Source organism: Streptomyces sp. NPDC055099, from assembly GCF_053607685.1.
This window is the reverse complement of the sequence record NZ_JBSGUA010000006.1, coordinates 39,829-53,683: the sequence shown is the minus strand read 5'-3', so window position 1 is coordinate 53,683 and position 13,855 is coordinate 39,829. Positions and strand designations below refer to the sequence as shown.

Sequence of the window (13,855 nt, the reverse complement as noted above, 5' to 3'; positions counted from 1 at the left end):
GGACGTCAGCCGACCTCGGTCACCGTGCCCGCGCCGACGGTGCGCCCGCCCTCGCGGATGGCGAAGCCGAGGCCCGTCTCCAAGGGCATGTCGCGGCCGAGCTCGACCGTCATGGTGACGGTGTCGCCGGGCCGGGCGACGGCGGCCTCGCCGAGGTCGACGTCACCGACCACGTCCGCGGTGCGGACGTAGAACTGCGGCCGGTAGCCGGTCGCGATCGGCGTCGACCGGCCACCCTCCTTGGTCGACAGGACGTACACCTGGGCGGTGAAGCGGCGGCGCGGACTGACGCTGCCCGGCTCCGCGACGACATGCCCACGCCGTACGGCATCGCGTGGCACACCGCGCAGGAGCAGTGCCACGTTGTCGCCCGCCTGCGCGGACTCCATGGGCTTGCCGAAGGTCTCAAGACCGGTGACGACGGTCTCCGTCTCCGCGCCGAGCACCTCCACCCGGTCACCGATCCGCACGGTGCCGCGCTCCACGGCTCCGGTGACGACGGTTCCGCGCCCGGTGATGGTGAGCACGTTCTCCACCGAGAGGAGAAAGGGCGCGTCGACGTACCGCTCGGGCATGGGCACATAGGTGTCCACCGCGTCGAGCAGCGCCTCGATGGAGGCGGTCCACCGCGGGTCGCCCTCCAGCGCCTTGAGCCCCGACACCCGTACGACGGGGACGGAGTCGCCCCCGTACCCGTGCGCGGAGAGCAGGTCGCGCACCTCCAGCTCCACGAGGTCGATGAGCTCCTCGTCACCCGCGTCGGCCTTGTTGAGCGCGACGACGATGTGGTCGACGCCCACCTGCCGGGCGAGCAGGACGTGCTCGGCGGTCTGCGGCATGATCCCGTCGAGCGCGGAGACGACGAGGATCGCCCCGTCGAGCTGCGCGGCCCCGGTGACCATGTTCTTGATGTAGTCGGCGTGGCCCGGCATGTCCACGTGCGCGTAGTGCCGGGTGTCGGTCTCGTACTCGACGTGCGCGATGTTGATGGTGATGCCGCGCTGCGCCTCCTCGGGGGCGCGGTCGATGCGGTCGAAGGGCACGAACGTCCCGGTGCCGCGCTCGCTGAGGACCTTGGTGATGGCGGCGGTCAGGGTGGTCTTGCCGTGGTCGACATGGCCCATCGTGCCGATGTTGAGGTGCGGTTTCGTGCGGACGTAAGCCGTCTTGGACATGGCGGTTCCTTCTCCGGAACTCGAAAGCTGAAGTCCTGGGCGCACGTCGTCGCGTGCGCGCTCGGGACGGGGACCCCGGGGCCGGACCGACCCTCCCCCTATGGGGTCCGCCGGAGTGTCCGGGGAGGGTCAGCGTCGGGCGCCGTCGACGGGAAATGCTGCGCAGAGGAAAACGGCAGCCTTCGCGACGTCCGCGACTGCGGACGTGTCTGCGTGAAAGGCGTACCGGAACATGTCGCAGATCATTGCCGACGGGCGGGGGTACGTCGAATGGTTTTCGCCGGGCTCGCGGCGGGCTCGTGACGGGAGTGGCCCGTGAAGTCCGCCGTGCGCAAAGGCATTTCAGAGGTTCTTCAGTGCCTCGCGCACCGAGAGGGGCGCGAGGCGCCCGCGTTCCCGCTCGACGAAGGCGCGTACGGCGTCCGGGTCGGTCTTGGCGTACTCCCGCAGGCACCAGCCGATGGCCTTGCGGACGAAGAAGTCGGGGTGCCCGGATTGGCGTACGCAGTAGGCGAAGAGGCGCTCGGTGTCGGTGGCGTCCTTGTATCGGAGCTGGTGGAGGAGGGCGGTGCGGGCCACCCACAGGTCCTCGTCCTCGATCCAGGCGTCCATCTCGGTCCTGAGCCCCGGGTCGGCGGCGACAAGACCGCCCACGACATGCGCGGCGAGCGCGTCGACCGTGTCCCACCACGGGACCGTCGTCACGAGGTGGCGCACGACCGGCAGGAAGGCCGAGGGGAGGCGTGTCACGTGGCGGCGCAGATAGTCCACGGCGAAGTACGCGTACTCGCGCTCCGGAAGTGCCCAGCAGCGCAACGCGATCGCCGTGCAGTCGGTCGCGTCGGGGCGCGGGAGCCCGGCGAGCACCGTGCGGGACAGCCGGCGGCGCATCGGCGTGGGCAGGCCCAGGAAGGGGGCGACGTCCTTCATGTACGCCTGTGCCCGCGCGGCCCACTCGGGATCGGCGGGCGTCGTGTAGGCGGCGGTGAGCCGTGCCATGACGGTGTCGGCCAGGTCGCTGTGAGGGACGGTGACACTCATGGACGCACCCTAGAACTGTGACGCCCGTGAGACGTCGCATACGGCGATCACACACATTTGTCGGTTAGTCTCCCCGGATGTTCGACTCAGCCGCCGTCCGTCCGCAAGGCCTCGCCGAGCGCTGCACCAGGGTGCTGTTCTCGCCGTGGTCGCGGCTGTCGCTGCTGGTGGCGCTGCTCGCGGCCGCCGGGACGTGTGTCCTTCTCTTCGAGCCACAGCGCATCCTGTCCGACGGCTGGCCCGCCCAACTCGGCGGCGCCGCCGCTGTGGTGGTCTTCGCCGTCGCGTACGGCCTGTGCACCACCGCGTTCGTGCCGCGTCCGCTGCTCAATCTGGCGGCAGGCGCCCTGTTCGGGTCGCAGTTGGGCCTCACCGCGGCCATCGCGGGCACGGTCCTCGGCTCCGGGATCGCGTTCGGGCTCGGCAGGATGCTGGGGCAGGACGCGCTGCGCCCGCTGCTCCGGGGGCGCTGGCTGAAGGCGGCCGACGGGCAGTTGAGCAGGCACGGCTTCCGGTCGATGCTGGCGGCGCGGCTGTTCCCCGGGGTGCCGTTCGCGGCGGCCAACTACTGCGCGTCGGTGTCCCGCATGGGATGGCTGCCGTTTCTGCTCGCCACCGGCCTGGGGTCGATCCCGAACACCGCCGCGTACGTCATCGCGGGCGCCCGCGCGTCGACGCCGACGTCCCCGGTGTTCCTCGTCGCCATGGGCTTCATCGCGGTGACGGGGCTCGCGGGCGCGGTGGTGGCGTGGTGCAAGCGCCACCACCTGCGAAACCGGTAGGCCGCCGACAGGCGGCGAGCGCCGGACGGCGGCCCTCCGGCGGTCTCGTAACCAAGTGACGCTACGCTGCCCCACGGCAGGGGAGTGATCACCCCTCGCCCGCACACCTCCCGTGTCCCATCACATGACCGCACCCGCAGCCCATGATCCGTACTTGGACGGCGCAGTTTCCATGTCTTGGCTTGAATCCTTCATCCTCGGGCTCGTCCAGGGACTGACCGAGTTCCTCCCGATCTCGTCCAGCGCGCATCTGCGGCTGACCGCGGCGTTCGCGGGCTGGCACGATCCGGGAGCCGCGTTCACCGCGATCACCCAGATCGGCACCGAGGCCGCCGTGCTGATCTACTTCCGCAAGGACATCGCGCGGATCATCTCCGCGTGGACCGGTTCCCTCTTCGGCAAGGTGCCACGCTCCGACCACGACGCGCAGATGGGCTGGCTCGTCATCGTCGGCTCGATCCCGATCGGCGTCCTCGGGGTCACGTTCAAGGACCAGATCGAGGGCCCGTTCCGCGACCTGCGGCTCATCGCCACGACGCTGATCGTGATGGGCATCGTCCTCGGCGTCGCCGACCGTCTGGCGGCCCGCGACGAGGCCGGCGGCAAGCACCGCGCCGTCAAGGAGCGCAAGAGCCTGAGGGAACTGGGCGTCCGCGACGGCCTGATCTTCGGCATGTGCCAGGCGATGGCCCTGATCCCGGGTGTCTCCCGCTCCGGCGCCACCATCAGCGGCGGCCTGCTCATGGGCTACACCCGCGAGGCCGCGGCCCGCTACTCGTTCCTGCTCGCCATCCCGGCGGTCCTCGCCTCCGGCGTCTTCGAGCTCAAGGACGCCAGCGAGGGCGGCCATGTCTCCTGGGGCCCGACGATCTTCGCGACGATCGTCGCGTTCCTCGTCGGTTACGCCGTCATCGCGTGGTTCATGAAGTTCATCACCACCAAGAGCTTCATGCCGTTCGTGTACTACCGGATCGTGCTCGGCATCGTGCTGTTCGTGCTGGTCGGGATGGGTGTACTGAGCCCGCACGCGGGAGAGTCGGCGGGATAGCGCCGGGCGCTGACTGAGGTCCCGTATCGGGGGAAGCCGGATGGCATGGCTGTTCTCAGGAAATGCGCACGCCCGTTGCTCGCCTCGGTCTTCCTGTCGGGAGGGTTCAGCACTCTGCGGGACCCCAAGCGCGTGGCCCCCGCTGCGGAGCCCGTCGCGGTCCCGCTGGGCTCCAAGATCCCCCGGCTGCCGGAGGACCCCGAACGCCTGGTCCGCATCAACGGTGCGGTGCAGCTCGGTGCCGGCGCGATGCTGGCCACCGGGCGGGTTCCGCGCGTCGCCGCGCTCGCGCTGGCCGGGACTCTCGTGCCCACGACGCTGGCCGGGCACGCGTGGTGGAAGGAGGAGGACCCCGAGCGCCGAGACGCTCAGCGCACCCAGTTCATCAAGAACCTCTCGCTGCTCGGCGGCCTGCTGCTAGCGGCGGCCGACACCCACGGCAAGCCCTCCCTCGCCTACCGCGGCCGCAGCGCCGCCAAGTCCGGCGCCACCCGCGGCCGCTCCGCCGTGAAGTCCGGGGCCCATCGCGGCCGTGGCGCGGCGGAGTCCGGACGGCGGGTCGCCCGCAATGCCGGGCGCGATGCCAAGGGCGCGCTGAACAAGGTGACCGGGTCGTTGTGAGCAGTGGCCGGCCGTCGTGTGCAATGACACGGACGTCGTGAGCAGTGGCCGGCCGTTGTGACCAATGGCATGCCGAAAGACCCTCTTCAGGAGGGTTTGGCCGTCCTACGGTGAAGGGATGTCGCCCCTCGCCCGCATCAGCGCCTCGTACGCCCCGCGCTTCGCCGAGTTCGCCTTCGAGCCCGGATTCACGGCCGCCGTGGACCAGCACGTCGCGGAGCTGCGGGACCGGCTCGAGATGGGCGGGCCCGGGCTCGTGCCGCCGACGCCGGACCCGGAGATCCTCTCGGACTACGCCCTGGGGTTCCTCGACGCGCTGGCCGAGAACGGGTGGCGGGAGCCGGTGGGCCATGACTACGCGGTGTGCCGCCTCACCGCCATCTCCTGGCTGGTGAGGCGGCACGACCTGGTGCCGGAGTCCTCCGGGGCCTGAGGCGGTCCAGGGACAGCCCTGGGACCGGGACCCGGAGCGGTCACATGCCGTCGCGCATGTCGTCGTCACGCAGGTGACTGCCCGTTTCCGAGCCCATGCCGGGACGCGTGCGCTCCCGCACGGGCTGGTTGGTCATCGCGTCCTGTCGCCCCGCCTGGTAGGCGCTGACGCTGCCGCGAGCCTTGGCCGTCTCCTGCTCCGCCGTGTTCAGCCAGCGCTCCCAGCGCTGCCGCATCGGGCCGATGAGACCACCGCCCACGCCGACGATCAGGATTCCGGCACCAGCCGCGAGCGCCGCGTAGAGCACCGGCTGGGTGACCGTGGTGGCGATGCCCGCCTGGCCGAGGGCCGCGAATACACCGAGGGCGACGATGCAGGCCCACGCGATCGTGCCGACGGTCTTCCCGTACGACATCGAGGACAGGGCGCTGGTGACGATGTCCCGCACGATGTTGGCGACCGCCATGGCCACGACCATCAGGACGATGGCGACGACGCCGCGCGGAATCCAGGAGACGATGCCGTCGAGCATCGTGGAGACCGGGTTGCTGCCGAAGACTCCGAAGCCCAGCTGCAGGGTGATCAGAAGCAGGGCGAAGTAGATGACCTTGCAGACGATCCCCGTCATGTCGTACTTGGAGTTCGCGAGCATGCGGGACGCGCCCGCCCGTTCGGCGAGCTTCTCCGAGCCGACCTTGCGCAGGACCCGGTCGAGGACCCGCGCGATCATCTTCGACACGAACCAGCCGATGACCAGGACGACCAGGAAGCCGATCAGCTTCGGCACGAACTGGGCGACCTTCGACCAGGCGTCGTTGAGGCCTTGGGTGAAGTCCACGGAGAGACTTATGTACTGAGACATGAGTGGTCCTCCACTCGGTGGGCCCCGGCCGCCACAACGGCGTCAGGGCGATGAATCCCCCACGGCGCGCGGCTTCCGGCGCGTCCCTTCTCCCCTGGATATCAGGGGTCACGGCCCGGGGCGGTGCGGTGCTGAGCCGTACGGGTGACGGCGTGCGACGGTCCGCTCCGCTGTGCGTCCGCTCACTTGGGGGATGTGCCCGGTAGCTGAGAGTTCCGATTGTCGTAGCCATCCCCTAGGCTTGACTCATGCCCTTAACCCCTCAGCCCCTTGGTTCCGCACGGTCTGCCGCGGAACTGAACGAGCGGATCCGCGGCCTGTGGATGCGTGCCGGCGGACGTCTCTCGGCCGAGCAGCGCCGTGAGTACGAACAGTTGGTGACCGAGTGGGCTGCCGCTGTCCGCGAAGAGGTCGTCAAGGCGGCCTAGCGCAGGTCCGCCGCAGGTCCGCACCCCTGAGACGCTCACTCCTGAGACGTGAACTCCCTTATACGAGCGAGAGTTCGCGCCGTCTCGGTATGCACGTGACCCGCCGTCCCCAGCGCCCGTGCCGCCGCGACATTGCCGGAGGTGTCGTCGATGAACAGCGCTCGCTCGGGCTCGACGGAGAGCAGCCGCAGTGCGATCTCGTAGATCCGCCGGTCCGGTTTGGCACATCCGACCTCGCAGGACAGGACGAGGCGGTCGACGATGTCCGTCAGACCGCCGTCCGTCATCCGCTCGCGCAGACCGGGCCAGGTGTTGCTGACCACGGCCGTACGGACGCCCCGCTCGCGCAGGCCGCGCAGGCACGCCACGAGCTCCTCGTCCCAGCTCTCCCTTGTCGCCAGGTCCCGGCGCAGCTCGGCGATCACGTCCGGTTCCGTACGCAGCCGCCCCCGGACGGTCTCCCACCAGGCGTCCTCACTGACGCGGCCGACGAGGACCCCTGAATCGTTTCCCTCGTACAGGGCGGTCATGAAGGCGGTGGGCGTGAGGCCAAGACGCCTGCCCCAGGCCGCCGCGACGGCGGGCAGGTACTCGCGGACGAGCACACCGCCGACGTCGATCAGTACGCCGCGGGCGTGCGGGCTCATGTGCCGTACTTTCGCCGCCGCACGCCCCCGTCGTCAACGGTTGCCGCGTCAGCCCTTGCCCTGGCGCGCCTTCCTCGCCACGCGGCGCTTCTGCCGCCCCGTGAGTTCCTTGCGGTTGCCCTGCCGCTTGTACGCCGCGATGCGCTGCTCGTTCTTCACCGGGCCTCCCAGCTCGGAGTGCTATTGCTTGCCTCAACGGACATGAACGGTGGAACGGAGATGGAACTGCCGTGCATAGTAAGGCAGTTGTGGGCCCGCCGCCCCCTCCTGGCCGCAACACACGTGCCGCGTGCCGGGAAGCGTTGCGGCACGTTCCTGCACGCCTCTTGGCTGCGCACCCCCCGTGCCCAACACTGACCCGATGACGCAGCGCGTGGAACTCGCCGCCGTGATGGACCGGTTGGCCATCGACTCCCTCATCACCGAGTACGCAGTGACCGTCGACGACGGCGACTGGGACGCCTACCAGCGGCTCTTCACCCCGGACGGTCGCGCCGACTACAGCTCGGCGGGCGGTGTGGACGCGAGCGCCGCGGAGGTGGCCGCCTGGCTGGCCGGGACGATGCGGCTCTTCCCGATGCGGCAGCATCTGATCGTCAACCGGAGGCTGCGGTTCGGGACGCTCGACCAGGATGTCGGTGACGTGGCGCAGGTCCAGGCGGACTACGTGAACCCCATGCGCTTCACCACGGGCGACGCCGGGGGCGAGAGCGACGCCGAGGCCGGGGAGAAGGGCGAGGGCGGCGCGGAATCCTCGGCGCCGGACTTCATATGCGGCGGCCGCTACGCCTTCACGGCCCTGCGTACGGAGGAGGGCTGGCGGCTGAGTCGGGTGACCGTGCAGGAGAAGTGGCGCCAGATGAAGGAGCGGTCCGCGACCCGCCCGTCCGGCTAGGAGGGCGGCCCTCAGGAGGACGGCCCCAGGAGGGCGGCCCTGGAAGGGCGAACGGGAAAACGGCCGGGAGAAGGATCGGGAAAGCGGTCAGGGAATCGGGCGGGAAAACGCGGGGTAAGCGCACTGTCCTAGATCGTCCGGGACGCGCACACTGGAGGCACGACCGGGCGTCGGGGACCGAGGGAGGCGCTGCATGGAACCACTCCGCGACGACCGGGACCCGCGGCGACCACGCCGCACGGCCCCTTCGGCGGCGGGGCTGCTCGCGTCGGCCCGCTGGCGCGGCGCCATCGCGGTGGCCGCAGGCGCGCTGCCGGCCCTCGCCTTCCCCGCACCGTCGCTGTGGTGGTTCGCCTACGTCGCGCTCGTGCCCTGGATCCTGCTGGCACGCTCGGCGGGTACCGGGCGCAGGGCCGCGGTCGACGGATGGCTCGGCGGCCTCGGGTTCATGGTGGCGGTGCATCACTGGCTGCTGCCGAGCCTCCATGTCTTCACCCTCGTCATCGCCGCGCTCCTCGGCCTGTTGTGGGCGCCGTGGGGCTGGCTCGTACGGCGTCTGCTCGGCGGGGCGCTCACACCAGGGCGGACCGCGGCCGCGCTGGTCGTCCTGCCGTCCGGCTGGCTGATGGTGGAACTTGTCAGGTCGTGGGAGGGCCTCGGCGGCCCGTGGGGGCTGCTCGGCTCCAGTCAGTGGCAGGTCGAACCCGCCCTGCGCCTGATGTCGGTGGGCGGGGTGTGGCTGGTCAGCGCCCTGCTCGTGACCGTGAACACCGCCGTCGCGGTGCTCGTGGCGGCGCTCGTCCCGGCCCACGCCGTCCGCCCGCCTGGGGCGGTCCGCTCCCCCGTCGCCAGGGCCATCCCCGCCACCGCCGGTCTCGTCGCCGTCGCGGCCGTGACCACTTCCGCCTGGGCGTGGGCGCCGCGCCCCGAGGCCTCCGGACGGATGCGCGTGGCCGTCGTCCAGCCGGGCGTCATCGACGGCGCGGGCAGCGCCGACAAGCGTCTCGCGCGCGAGGAGGAGCTGACCCGCGGCCTGGCGGGGCAGGACCTGGACCTCGTCGTCTGGGGCGAGAGCAGCGTCGGGTACGACCTCGCGGAGCGCCCCGACGTCGCCCGGCGGATAGCCGCGCTGTCCGGCGAGGTCGGCGCGGACATCCTGGTGAACGTGGACGCGCGCCGCTCCGACCGGCCCGGCATCTTCAAGAGCTCCGTCCTCGTGGGTCCCGATGGCCCGACCGGCGACCGCTACGACAAGATGCGGCTCGTCCCCTTCGGCGAGTACATCCCCGCCCGCTCGCTCCTCGGCTGGGCGACATCCGTGGGCAAGGCGGCGGGCGAGGACCGCAGGCGCGGCGAGCGTCCGGTGGTGATGGACGTGGCGGGTGGCCCGAAGGTCGGCCCGCTGGTGTGCTTCGAATCGGCGTTCCCCGACATGAGCCGTCATCTGACGCGTGAGGGCGCCCAGTTGCTGCTCGCGCAGTCGTCCACCTCGACGTTCCAGTCCAGTTGGGCGCCCGAGCAGCACGCGTCGCTCGCGGCGGTGCGGGCCGCCGAGACCGGCCGCCCCATGGTGCACGCCACGCTCACGGGTGTCTCCGCGGTGTACGCCGCGGGCGGCGAGCGGGTCGGAGCACCGCTCGGCACCTCGGCGAGCGCCACGTCGACGTACGACATTCCGCTGGCCGAGGGCGTCACGCCGTACGTCAGGCTGGGCGACTGGCCCGTGCACACGGCCCTGGGTGTGCTCGCGCTGCTGTGCGCGGCAGAGGGCGTGCGGTCCCTGCGAAGGCCCGCGAGGGGTCGCCTCAGGCGGCCTGCTCCTGAGCCGCGCGGACCACACGCTCGCACAGCTCATGGGTCGCCAGCGCGTCCCGGGCGCTGAGCACCTTGCCCGCGCGCACGGCGTCGAGGAAGGCCAGCACCACCTGCTCGATGCCGCGCTGCCGGGCCACCGGCACCCAGTCGCCGCGCCGCCGCACGCTGGGCTGGCCCTTGTGGTCGATGACCTCGGCGAGATTGAGCACCTGACGCTTGGTGTCCTGCCCGGAGACCTCGAGGATCTCCTCGGTGGAACCGCTCAGCCGGTTCATCACGCCGAGCGCGGTGAACCCGTCCCCCGCGAGCTGCAGCACGACGTGCTCCATGAGCCCGTCCTGGACGCGGGCGCGCACGCTTACGTGGTCGATGGGCCCCGGTGCCAGGAAGCGCAGGGTGTCGACGACGTGGATGAAGTCGTCCAGGACGAGCGTGCGCACGTCCTCGGGCAGACCGACGCGGTTCTTCTGCATCAGGATCAGCTCGCGCGGGTGCTCGGCGCACTGCGCGTAGCCGGGCGCGAAGCGGCGGTTGAAGCCGACGGCGAGACTGACCGCGCGCTCCTCGGCCAGGCGCACGAGCCGCTGCGAGTCGGCGAGTTCGTACGCCAGGGGCTTGTCGACATAGGTGGCCACGCCCGCTTCGAGCAGCCGCGTCACGATCTCCGGGTGGGCGGCGGTCGACGCGTGCACGAAGGCGGCGTCGATGCCCTGGGCGAGCAGCGCGTCCAGGTCGGTGTGGCAGCGCGCCTCGGGGATGTGGTGGGTGCCCGCGACGCGGGCCAGGGTCGCGGGCGTGCGCGTCTGCAGGTGCAGCTCGACCCCGGGCAGGGTGGTGAGCACCGGAAGGTACGCCTTCTGTGCGATGTCACCGAGTCCGATGCAGCCGACCTTCACCACTGTCCCCTTTGTCTCCGCTAACGCTGTGCGAGTTCCGCTCCCGCAGCATACGGCTGCTGCGGAGGCCGCCAGTCGGCGATGGAGGCGAAGCTCCGCAGGATCAGGTTCGGGCCGAGGCGCGCGGCGGCGGCGATGACTTCGTTGCGTACGGCGATGAGCGGGGCGCTCGTCAGGTGGTTCATGCGGGCCGCGCGCGCCGCCTGCCGGACGATCGCCGTGGTGCGCGGCACCCGTACCGCGCTGTGGCGGGCGAGCCCGGCGGCCAGGTCCCCTCCCGGATCCGCGTGGTGGGCCAGGACGACGGCGTCCTCGATGGCCTGGTTGCCGCCCTGGGCCAGCGTGGGCGCCATGGCGTGCGCGGCGTCGCCGATGAGGGCGACCCTGCCGCGGTGGTGGTGGGCGAGCGGTGTGCTCATGTGCCGCACGTCGTTGCGCAGGATGTCCTCGGGGCGCGCGGCGGCGATGATCTCGGGGATCGGGTCGTGCCAGTCGGCGAAGCGCCGCGCCATCTCGGCCTTCTCGCCGTCGGGGCTGCGGCCGCCTTCGGGGACGGTGGCGGTGGCGTACGCGTAGATCCTGCCGTCCTTGAGCGGATGGGTGCCCCAGACACCGCCGTGGCCCCAGGTCTCGTGCGCTTCGAAGGGGCGGCCGGGAGCGGGGACCACGAGGCGCCAGGCGGTGAATCCGGCGTACGTCGGCTGCGGGTGGGCCGGGAACAGGACCGAGCGCACGGCCGAGTTGATGCCGTCGGCGCCGACCACGAGGTCCGCCTCGATGTCTCCGTCGCCGGTACGGACGACGGCCCTGCGGTCCGCCGCCCCCGGGTCGGCGAGCTCGGCCCGCACCCCGGTGCGCAGGGCGTCCGCGGGCAGCGCGGTGACGAGCAGGTCGACGAGGGTGGCGCGATGCACGAGGACCAGCGCGCCACCGAACTCCTCGGCGGTCGCCGCCGCGGACGTCCGCACGAGCCAGCGCCCGTCCTGCGCGCGCATGCCGCCGCCGCCCTGCCAGGCGGCGAGGGCGCGGACCCGGTCACCGAGCCCCAGGACGTCCAAGGCGCGCTGGGAGTTGGGGGCGAGGCCGATTCCGGAACCGACCGGCTCCAGGGTGGCGGCCCTTTCCAGGACGGTGACGCGCCAGCCCGACAGGTGCAGGGCGATGGCGGAGGTGAGGCCACCGATGCCTCCGCCGATGACGACGGCGTGCGGCCTGGGGCGCCGGGAGGGATGACGGGACCGCCTGGGCTGCTGAGGCCGCTGAGGCTGCTGGGGCTGTGCCATGACTCTGCTCCTCGTACTCGCGCTCACGCACCGCGCAACTACACCTGTAGTGACCAACACCTCGAAGGTACTACACCTGTAGTGACGGCGGCTAGGATGGCCGGTATGCCCGCACGCACCGCACCCACCGCGCACACCGCGCACACAGCACTCACCGCACGCACCCCCCGCGCCGAACTGATCGCCGACACGGCACTCGCCCTGCTCTCCGAGCGAGGCATGCGGGGGCTGACGCACCGGGCGGTGGACGAGGCCGCGGGGCTCCCGCAGGGCTCGACGTCGAACCACGCGCGCACGCGGCTCGCGCTCCTGGAAGCGGCGGTACGAAGGCTTGCGGACCGGGAAGCCGAGGTGCTGGGTCTGCCGGACTCGACGCTTCCGGGGCCGGGGGGCCGCGACAGCGTCGAGTCCGTGTTCAGGGCCCTCGCCCAGGCCCTGCACCGCTACCTGGCGGACGACCACCGCGACCTCTTGCTCGCCCGCTACGAACTGGCGCTGGAAGCAACCCGCAGACCAGAGCTACGCGCCCTCTACGACGCGACGGGATCACGCTTCACGGAGCCCCTGGTCGCCCTGATGCGCGCCCTGGACTCACCGGCCCCGCAACGACACGCGCTGTCGCTGATGGCGTGGAGCGAAGGTCTGCTCTTCGCCCACGCGGCAGGCTCCTACCGCACCCCGCCCCCGAGCGAGCGCACCCTGCGGACAGGCCTCACCGAACTGCTGCGGGGAATGCTTCCCGCCCTCCCCCAGGCATGACACCGGGCCACCCGCCACATCCCCCCGCCGGCCAGAAGCCCACTCACCCATGCGGGCCAACTTCTCCTCGTTCCCTCGCCGAAGGCACCCCGCACCCCCCAGAGTTGCGCGAATGCACCGAACCACGACCACCGCCACACTCCTGGCCTCCGTGGCGGTCACCGCCGTCTCCGGCTGTGTGAGCGTCGAGCGGCACCCCGCGCCCGGACCGTCCGCCGCGAGCGCCCCGCCCCCGGCGCCCCGCGCCGACGGCAACGCCCGCCCGCGCGTCGTGGAAGCCCCCGCCCGCGAGGCACTGGAGCTCATCGAAACCCCGCGCGACCCGGCGCCCCGCACCACCGGCACCGCCCCGACCGTCCCCACCGCACAGCCCCGTACGGCCGACCGCGCGCGCCCCTCGGACCCGCCCCCGCAGCGCCGCGCCCCGCGCCCCAAGGTCGCCGAACCGGCCGCTCTGCCCACCGAGGCGCCCACGATCGCGGACCTCTGCACCCTCGGCAAGCAGTACGGCGGCTGGCAGCCGGGCAGCCCCGAGGCAGTCATCTGCCAGAGCGCCTACGGCCGTTGACCCTCACCCGCCCGGCACCCTCACCCCACCCCGACGGGCCCCTGCCTCACTCGACCTCACTGCCCTCCCCGAGCTGCAGCTCCAGCCTCCCGATGGCCGCCCGGACCCCGTCCCCGTACCCGTCGTCCCCCAGTGCCCCGACCGCCCCGCGCGCCCGGCGGATGTGGTTGCGCGCCGCCTCGGGGCGGCCCAGTTTCGCGTAGTCCGCCGCCAGGTTCAGGTGCAGCGAGGGGTAGAAACCACGGACCGCGATGGAGTCGTGGTGCTCGTGCAGGCGCTCGTCCGTGAGCTCGTCGGCCGCCGACAACGCCCGCAGGTCCCAGGCCAGTTCGTCCGAGGGGTCCTCCTGCGTGTCCGCCATGTAGTGCGCCAGCGTGCAGCGGTGCAGCGGGTCGCCGTCCTCGCCGATCTCCGACCACAGGCCGAGGAAGCGGTCCTGCGCCTCCTCGCGGTCACCCCCGTGGTGCAGCATGACCGCCTGCCCGATCCGGGTCATCATGGCGTCGTCCGCCGCCTGCTCCTGCTGCTCCGCCACCGGGTCCTCCACACTCGTACGCCCATCGTGCCCACCGCTCTCGACGCTAGCCGCCCCCACCGACAAT

General features: G+C 71.7%; 16 protein-coding genes. 9 read left to right on the top strand and 7 right to left on the bottom strand.

What is annotated here, in order from left to right:
* Nucleotides 1-5 precede the first annotated feature (5 nt).
* Both tuf and ACWFRU_RS17095 read right to left on the bottom strand, forming a co-directional pair.
* A complete protein-coding gene (tuf, locus tag ACWFRU_RS17100) occupies nucleotides 6-1,175 on the bottom strand; it encodes an elongation factor Tu (RefSeq protein WP_453687709.1) in 1,170 nt (389 codons plus the stop codon).
* A 342-nt stretch (nucleotides 1,176-1,517) separates the two neighbouring features.
* The gene (locus tag ACWFRU_RS17095; protein ID WP_453687708.1) at nucleotides 1,518-2,216 is read right to left on the bottom strand and encodes a DNA alkylation repair protein; all 699 of its coding nucleotides are present in this window, start codon (nucleotides 2,214-2,216) and stop codon (nucleotides 1,518-1,520) included.
* A 77-nt stretch (nucleotides 2,217-2,293) separates the two neighbouring features.
* On the opposite strand from ACWFRU_RS17095, the gene ACWFRU_RS17090 reads away from it, so the two are divergent.
* The 4 genes from ACWFRU_RS17090 to ACWFRU_RS17075 all read left to right on the top strand — a co-directional run bounded on the left by ACWFRU_RS17090 (nucleotide 2,294) and on the right by ACWFRU_RS17075 (nucleotide 5,100).
* Complete coding sequence (locus tag ACWFRU_RS17090; protein WP_453687706.1) at nucleotides 2,294-2,998, top strand: TVP38/TMEM64 family protein; 705 nt, start codon at nucleotides 2,294-2,296, stop codon at nucleotides 2,996-2,998.
* Between the two features lie 172 nt (nucleotides 2,999-3,170).
* A complete protein-coding gene (locus ACWFRU_RS17085; RefSeq protein ID WP_453687704.1) occupies nucleotides 3,171-4,046 on the top strand; it encodes an undecaprenyl-diphosphate phosphatase in 876 nt (291 codons plus the stop codon).
* A gap of 45 nt (nucleotides 4,047-4,091) precedes the next feature.
* Nucleotides 4,092-4,667: a DoxX family protein gene (locus tag ACWFRU_RS17080; RefSeq protein WP_453687702.1), complete on the top strand. Its 576-nt coding sequence runs from the start codon at nucleotides 4,092-4,094 to the stop codon at nucleotides 4,665-4,667.
* A 118-nt stretch (nucleotides 4,668-4,785) separates the two neighbouring features.
* Nucleotides 4,786-5,100, top strand: a complete 315-nt coding sequence (locus ACWFRU_RS17075) for a DUF6401 family natural product biosynthesis protein (RefSeq protein WP_453687700.1) — start codon at nucleotides 4,786-4,788, stop codon at nucleotides 5,098-5,100.
* Nucleotides 5,101-5,140: 40 nt separating this feature from the next.
* Here the strand turns inward: ACWFRU_RS17075 and ACWFRU_RS17070 are convergent, their stop codons facing one another.
* Nucleotides 5,141-5,962: a membrane protein gene (locus tag ACWFRU_RS17070; RefSeq protein ID WP_453687698.1), complete on the bottom strand. Its 822-nt coding sequence runs from the start codon at nucleotides 5,960-5,962 to the stop codon at nucleotides 5,141-5,143.
* A 248-nt stretch (nucleotides 5,963-6,210) separates the two neighbouring features.
* On the opposite strand from ACWFRU_RS17070, the gene ACWFRU_RS17065 reads away from it, so the two are divergent.
* A complete protein-coding gene (locus ACWFRU_RS17065; protein ID WP_365822279.1) occupies nucleotides 6,211-6,390 on the top strand; it encodes a hypothetical protein in 180 nt (59 codons plus the stop codon).
* A 35-nt stretch (nucleotides 6,391-6,425) separates the two neighbouring features.
* Here ACWFRU_RS17065 and ACWFRU_RS17060 read toward each other — a convergent pair whose 3' ends face one another.
* Entirely contained in the window at nucleotides 6,426-7,037 is a 612-nt protein-coding gene (locus ACWFRU_RS17060; RefSeq protein ID WP_453687696.1) for an HAD family hydrolase, read from the bottom strand.
* Between the two features lie 361 nt (nucleotides 7,038-7,398).
* On the opposite strand from ACWFRU_RS17060, the gene ACWFRU_RS17055 reads away from it, so the two are divergent.
* Together ACWFRU_RS17055 and lnt are read left to right on the top strand one after the other, a co-directional pair.
* On the top strand, nucleotides 7,399-7,932 hold the full coding sequence (locus ACWFRU_RS17055; RefSeq protein ID WP_453687695.1) for a nuclear transport factor 2 family protein: 534 nt from the start codon (nucleotides 7,399-7,401) through the stop codon (nucleotides 7,930-7,932).
* 193 nt (nucleotides 7,933-8,125) lie between these two features.
* A complete protein-coding gene (lnt, locus tag ACWFRU_RS17050) occupies nucleotides 8,126-9,814 on the top strand; it encodes an apolipoprotein N-acyltransferase (protein WP_453687693.1) in 1,689 nt (562 codons plus the stop codon).
* Here lnt and ACWFRU_RS17045 read toward each other — a convergent pair.
* Nucleotides 9,738-10,643 (bottom strand): Gfo/Idh/MocA family protein, encoded by a 906-nt coding sequence (locus tag ACWFRU_RS17045; RefSeq protein ID WP_453687691.1) that lies wholly within the window; start codon nucleotides 10,641-10,643, stop codon nucleotides 9,738-9,740. The two genes, lnt and ACWFRU_RS17045, sit on opposite strands and share 77 nt — an antisense overlap.
* 20 nt (nucleotides 10,644-10,663) lie before the next feature.
* Nucleotides 10,664-11,926 (bottom strand): FAD-dependent monooxygenase, encoded by a 1,263-nt coding sequence (locus ACWFRU_RS17040; RefSeq protein WP_453687689.1) that lies wholly within the window; start codon nucleotides 11,924-11,926, stop codon nucleotides 10,664-10,666.
* Between the two features lie 105 nt (nucleotides 11,927-12,031).
* Between ACWFRU_RS17040 and ACWFRU_RS17035 the strand changes: the two genes are divergently transcribed.
* Together ACWFRU_RS17035 and ACWFRU_RS17030 are read left to right on the top strand one after the other, a co-directional pair.
* Entirely contained in the window at nucleotides 12,032-12,685 is a 654-nt protein-coding gene (locus ACWFRU_RS17035; RefSeq protein ID WP_453687688.1) for a TetR/AcrR family transcriptional regulator, read from the top strand.
* A gap of 112 nt (nucleotides 12,686-12,797) precedes the next feature.
* On the top strand, nucleotides 12,798-13,253 hold the full coding sequence (locus ACWFRU_RS17030; protein ID WP_453687686.1) for a hypothetical protein: 456 nt from the start codon (nucleotides 12,798-12,800) through the stop codon (nucleotides 13,251-13,253).
* Nucleotides 13,254-13,299: 46 nt separating this feature from the next.
* Here ACWFRU_RS17030 and ACWFRU_RS17025 read toward each other — a convergent pair whose 3' ends face one another.
* Nucleotides 13,300-13,788, bottom strand: a complete 489-nt coding sequence (locus tag ACWFRU_RS17025; protein WP_453687684.1) for a hypothetical protein — start codon at nucleotides 13,786-13,788, stop codon at nucleotides 13,300-13,302.
* Between the last annotated feature and the right edge of the window lie 67 nt (nucleotides 13,789-13,855).

Excerpts from the sequence above, each read along its gene's own strand:
- tuf (WP_453687709.1), bottom strand. The coding sequence starts at position 1,175 with ATGTCCAAGACGGCTTACGTCCGCACGAAACCGCACCTCAACATCGGC.
- ACWFRU_RS17095 (WP_453687708.1), bottom strand. The coding sequence starts at position 2,216 with ATGAGTGTCACCGTCCCTCACAGCGACCTGGCCGACACCGTCATGGCA.
- ACWFRU_RS17090 (WP_453687706.1), top strand. The coding sequence starts at position 2,294 with ATGTTCGACTCAGCCGCCGTCCGTCCGCAAGGCCTCGCCGAGCGCTGC.
- ACWFRU_RS17085 (WP_453687704.1), top strand. The coding sequence starts at position 3,171 with ATGTCTTGGCTTGAATCCTTCATCCTCGGGCTCGTCCAGGGACTGACC.
- ACWFRU_RS17080 (WP_453687702.1), top strand. The coding sequence starts at position 4,092 with ATGGCTGTTCTCAGGAAATGCGCACGCCCGTTGCTCGCCTCGGTCTTC.
- ACWFRU_RS17075 (WP_453687700.1), top strand. The coding sequence starts at position 4,786 with ATGTCGCCCCTCGCCCGCATCAGCGCCTCGTACGCCCCGCGCTTCGCC.
- ACWFRU_RS17070 (WP_453687698.1), bottom strand. The coding sequence starts at position 5,962 with ATGTCTCAGTACATAAGTCTCTCCGTGGACTTCACCCAAGGCCTCAAC.
- ACWFRU_RS17065 (WP_365822279.1), top strand. The coding sequence starts at position 6,211 with ATGCCCTTAACCCCTCAGCCCCTTGGTTCCGCACGGTCTGCCGCGGAA.
- ACWFRU_RS17060 (WP_453687696.1), bottom strand. The coding sequence starts at position 7,037 with ATGAGCCCGCACGCCCGCGGCGTACTGATCGACGTCGGCGGTGTGCTC.
- ACWFRU_RS17055 (WP_453687695.1), top strand. The coding sequence starts at position 7,399 with ATGACGCAGCGCGTGGAACTCGCCGCCGTGATGGACCGGTTGGCCATC.
- lnt (WP_453687693.1), top strand. The coding sequence starts at position 8,126 with ATGGAACCACTCCGCGACGACCGGGACCCGCGGCGACCACGCCGCACG.
- ACWFRU_RS17040 (WP_453687689.1), bottom strand. The coding sequence starts at position 11,926 with ATGGCACAGCCCCAGCAGCCTCAGCGGCCTCAGCAGCCCAGGCGGTCC.
- ACWFRU_RS17035 (WP_453687688.1), top strand. The coding sequence starts at position 12,032 with ATGCCCGCACGCACCGCACCCACCGCGCACACCGCGCACACAGCACTC.
- ACWFRU_RS17030 (WP_453687686.1), top strand. The coding sequence starts at position 12,798 with ATGCACCGAACCACGACCACCGCCACACTCCTGGCCTCCGTGGCGGTC.